This is a genomic window from Ectothiorhodospira sp. 9100, from assembly GCF_022227565.1.
In the GTDB taxonomy this organism is placed as follows: Bacteria; Pseudomonadota; Gammaproteobacteria; order Ectothiorhodospirales; family Ectothiorhodospiraceae; genus Ectothiorhodospira; species Ectothiorhodospira marina.
In genome coordinates, this window is sequence record NZ_JAJNAN010000087.1 from 1 (window position 1) to 4,066 (window position 4,066).

General features: G+C 60.6%; 3 protein-coding genes. 2 read left to right on the forward strand and 1 reads right to left on the reverse strand.

Translation table 11 applies throughout. From position 1 onward, the window contains the following. Positions 1-261: 261 nt before the first annotated feature. Positions 262-1,302 (reverse strand): DUF21 domain-containing protein, encoded by a 1,041-nt coding sequence (locus LPW29_RS14815; protein ID WP_238628654.1) that lies wholly within the window; start codon positions 1,300-1,302, stop codon positions 262-264. 469 nt (positions 1,303-1,771) lie between these two features. Here LPW29_RS14815 and LPW29_RS14820 point away from each other — a divergent pair, with 469 nt between their 5' ends. Then, a complete protein-coding gene (locus LPW29_RS14820) occupies positions 1,772-2,800 on the forward strand; it encodes an endonuclease (RefSeq protein ID WP_238628655.1) in 1,029 nt (342 codons plus the stop codon). 350 nt (positions 2,801-3,150) lie between these two features. Continuing rightward, complete coding sequence (gene csrA, locus LPW29_RS14825; RefSeq protein ID WP_238628656.1) at positions 3,151-3,330, forward strand: carbon storage regulator CsrA; 180 nt, start codon at positions 3,151-3,153, stop codon at positions 3,328-3,330. Positions 3,331-4,066 lie beyond the last annotated feature (736 nt).

Sequence of the window (4,066 nt, forward strand, 5' to 3'; positions counted from 1 at the left end):
GCGGCTTTTGACCGCCCTCGGGTTTTCTGAATCACTACCGGACCCTCGACGCAGGCGATGATCCACACCGCTTCACTGCGGGTCGGTCACGTTTTCATTTCGCCACCGAAGACTCATTTCGAACGTCAGCTTCACTTCCGAGTGCGGTCCCTCACCGGTTCCCGCCGGCTGACCGTTCCGGGTCGTGAGCGGCAATCGTCTCCTGCTGAACTGGAGCAATTACGGCAACAATGGCCAGTATTCCCAACCACTCCCACAAACTTAGGGACTTGGCGCATCCATGGTCGCGATCTTCTCGTGCTCGCCCATGCCGCTCAGCAGGCACCTGAGGACATCCGACCCGGTGACCATCCGCTTCACCTTCGGCGACCAGAGTAACATCACCGTCTCGTCATGGCCGGCGTCCTTGGCGCGCAGGGTGGCCAGGATGCCGAGGGCCTTGTCGAGGGTTTCCGTCGGTCTGGTGACCACTGCCGGGCGATGGCAGTAGTCGCCAAGCGCGACATCGCGCCCGAGGACCAGAAAGTCCCGCAGAAAGGCATTCGCATTCAGCAACAGGCGCGGCTGCGCGTCGTCATCGGTGAGAACGATCCACTTCTTGCGCGATGCGGCCAGCTTGCGGATGAAGGGATCGCCTTGCGAGCGGTCGAGTGCGGGGAAGACCGCGCGATCCTCATCGAAGGGCAGCTGCACGATGCTTTCGGGATCGAGAGGTCTACCCTGATCCTGAATGACGAGGTCGTCGAGCGCGAGGAAGTTGATCGCCCCGATCGCCTCCACGCGTCCCACCTCGCTGTCGTCATGCACGGCGTGGTAGCGCAGGATGTTGTGCAATTCGCGTTCGCGAAACCAGGGAACGCTTTCGGTGCCGACCCATGCGTCCAGAAGAAGGGCTGTGGGCTTTGCTAGCGGCCAGAGCAGGATACGGTAGAACCGCAGGACCGGCGCGAAGATCGCGACTGCTCGAAGTGCATTACGGGAGAAATAGGCTTGGGGCCCGATTTCGCCCAACGCGGTGATGACGACGGTGGAAAAGAGAAACGCCAGCACCCCCGCCATCACAGAATCCGCCAGCAGGGTCAGAAGCACGTTGATGGCGACATTGCCCATGAGGATCGTGACGAGCGTGAAGTTCGCATCGCGCCTGAGATCGAGGGCGCTTGAGGCGGTCTTGTCTCCCGCTGCGGCCGCCGCCTCGAGCCGGAGGCGGCTGAGGCTGAATACAGCGATGTTCGACCCGGAGAACAGGGCCGATTGCGAGACGCAGAAAGCGATCCCCAACCAGATCAGCGCGTCGTTCATGATATCTCCTTTGGGCTCTGGGTGAACCGGACGGTTGTGCCACGGGTTCCGCCTAAGGCGTCGAGAGAGCCCAAACCGGCCGTTGTCGCGTGGCGACGAGGGCCTCCGTTCTTGGCTTTCCGTGCGCCTTCCGCCAGACGGCGCTTGCGCGGGCACCCGGCACTACGACGCGCCGGAAAGTTCTTTGCTTGGATGTCACAGCATAGAGCTTTTGTTCGCCTCATCGGTGTCTTTCACAGTAACGGGGGTGCGTTCGACTGTCAGCTGTGCAGGCAATTGGAGTCTCTCATCCACTCCTACCGAGCGACCGCTCTGGGTCGGCTAGAGACAAATGATGACCGCTGGTGGAAGTGCTTGACCCAGTCGAAGCCGGCTGCCGGTGGTTCATGAGGGCTCATAGCGGATCCTGTGAAGCACTTGCGACAGGATTTGTGGCAAGCTAGCGGGCTTTTCATATTTCCAGAACCTCATGCCTCAAAAACGCAAGCCCCCTCAGAAGAAAAAGAAAATCACGGCAACGACTCCGAAGAAACAGGCCGTCAAGGTCCGCCCCGCGCGTCTAAAGGCCTTCCTCTATGGGCTCATTGTGGTCGTAGGCCTGGTCGGCGGCATCTCGTACCTCCCGGATTCCCTTCTGGAGGAGGCGCCGTCTGAGGCACGGCAGGCAGTCGATATCGCCACAGAGGTCAGGCAATGGGTGGTCTCGGCCGCCGGCGAGCATGGGACCAGCCTGGGCGAGCAGCTGGCGGCCCTGTGGCAGGATTTCGATGGATTGTCCGGTGGCGGGGATACCGACTACACGCCGGTGCCGACCGGCGAACTGCCCCGCACAGCGACCAGCTGGCACCTGACTCGACGTGCGCTGTACGAGCAGGTGCATTACGACCGGCAGGAGACGCTGTACTGCGGCTGCAACTACAACACCGACAACGAGGTGGATCTGGCCAGCTGCGGCATGGGCAAGCTGATCGGCAATGCGCGCGCAGAGCGTATTGAGGCTGAACATGTTTTCCCGGCATCCCAGTTCGGGAGTTTTCGGCAGTGTTGGCGGGAGCCCGGGAGTTTCCCCGAATGCACGACCTCCGGGGGGCGGCAGTTATCAGGCCGGGACTGCTGCCAACGCGTGGACCCCAGTTTTGTAGCAGCACACAATGACCTGCACAACCTGTATCCCAGCGTGGGGTATATCAACGGTCGGCGCTCAAACTACAACTGGGGGATGATTCAAGGCGGTGACACCTACGGAGACTGCCAGATCCGGATCGATGCTAGCATCCGGCGCGCCCAGCCGCCTCAGCATGCCAAGGGCTTCATCGCCCGGGCCATGCTCTATATGCAGGACACCTACGGTTTTCGGCTCAGCCGCCAGGACCAGCAGCTCTACCGGGCCTGGAACAACCAATACCCGCCGGATGACTGGGAGATCGAACGCAACCGGCGTATCACCGCCATCCAGGGCCTGAGCAATCGGTATATCGAGGAGTATCGGCGCCTGTAGCAAAGACGGTATGTGGCCCACCCGGCGCGCTGCGAAGCAGCCGGTGTGTCATCCCTGGGATGGCAGGCGAGGTTTTGAGAATTGCCGCACGGTTTTTACGGCCGTTTCGCGTACATTGCTGGTCAGGATTCATAGGGATGTATGCGTGAGCGCCAAGACGCGATGAGGACCTCAGGATACGACAGGCCATTCCCACACTGCCTGATCCCCTGGCAGCGCGCTGCCAACGATCGACTCTCCACCGTCTCGACACCCCGCAGCACATCTCAGTGAGCCTACCGCTGGAACGGCTGGGCGTGGGTGTCCACGTCATGGCTTATTGACCCATTTTCTGCACAAGGAGTGTCCCCATGCTGATCCTGACTCGACGTGACGGTGAATCCCTGAAAATTGGAGAGACCGTCACCGTCACGGTGCTCGCTGTCAACGGACGCCAGGTACGCATCGGTATCGATGCACCCACGGATATAGAAATCCTCCGCGAAGAACTCTTGGACTACCAGGACGACCCAGGCGACAGTTGGCGATAGGTTCTGCAGCTCCAACCTTGGCGGGCGCCGGCTGAAACATGCGGCTGCTTGTTGTGGCTGTTGGCACCTTACACATGGACCCACACGGGAAAGGGCGGCATCATGTTCGCCCTGCTCATGCGTCCCGGGTGATATAGACCGTGCAGTCTTGGATCAGGTGCAGTGTGAGCATGGCGACGGTGACTGGCTGTTACGTACCAACCTATCCTATACGTTTCGGAGCGGTTTGCGGCCGCTGGGAAGCGCAGGCCAAATGCCCGGTTTCGGCCCTTATGGAAAGCTTTCCATAAGGGTCGTGAGCGGCAATTGGAAGCTGACGGAGCAGATGCTTGGGCTCGGCAATCGAACCACTCCCCATCCTGCCGCCAGGATTGAAACCGTAGGACTTGCCAGTGACCCCATCGGATGGGGTGTCCATATCTGGCGTGGCCACCCAAGGCACCACCCACCCTCAGAAGAGTCCTTTGCCCGCGCGAGGGCCTCTTTCCGTATAACATCCGCAGGACGTCCCGTCCCCGACAGGGATTCAGGACGCAAACCCAAGTAGCCTGTCCCAGTACTCCTACCGTTCGACCAGCCCCACCGCCTGCCGTCACACGTCTTGTCCAAATCTCACGGACTTTGGCAGAACGTAGCGCGGACAAATCGCTGCTCCGCACCCTCCCCCTCAGTAAATAGAGGCTTTAACCCATTGTAATCAAAACCCTTTCACCGACCACCACTTGCATCCAGCAGT